This is a genomic window from Nocardia sp. 852002-20019_SCH5090214 (assembly GCF_001665865.1).
GTDB classification, from domain to species: Bacteria; Actinomycetota; Actinomycetes; order Mycobacteriales; family Mycobacteriaceae; genus Nocardia; species Nocardia nova.
Genome location: NZ_LZMK01000294.1, coordinates 1 through 514, shown reverse-complemented (window position 1 = coordinate 514; position 514 = coordinate 1). Strand labels below are relative to the sequence as shown.

At 72.0% G+C, this 514-nt stretch carries 1 pseudogene; it reads left to right on the top strand.

Annotation, left to right across the window (positions count from 1 at the left end):
• Positions 1-24 precede the first annotated feature (24 nt).
• Positions 25-514: pseudogene (locus A5780_RS23115) on the top strand (hypothetical protein); the annotation flags it as partial.

The window sequence follows — 514 nt, the reverse complement described above, 5'->3', positions numbered from 1 at the left end:
CACCGCAGTCAGAAGGCCCCGTCGATGTCCAGCGGCGAGAACGCGCAGTACGGCGCGGCGCTCGGTTTGGCGGTGGGGGTGCCGTCGTTGATCGAGCTGGCCGGTGCAGCGGTGTGGGCGGCCCCGATGTACGGCGGCCCGGCACAGGATGTGCCGCTGAAGAACCCCGTCGCGCTGGGCTGGCACCTGATGGCCACCCACGATATTGCGTGGACCGGTGAGGCCACCGCCGCACTGGGCACCCTCGTCGGCGGCGGGCTGGCGACGGTGGCCGCGACCGCGATCGGTGTGCGGTGGGCGTGTCGCAAGTGTGTGGCCGCGCGTGCCGAGCGCCGTTACCGCAAGGGCCGTCCCGCCCATGTCGCGCTGGGCAAGGGCCTGAGCAAGGCGGATCGGCAGCCGATCGACGCGCAGGCGAAGTGGATGGGCCGCGGCGCCGAACTCGATGATCTGTGCTGGGCGGCGGTGGAAGCCAAGGCGATCGAGCTGGGTGTGCAGCTCGCTCCGGGTCAGG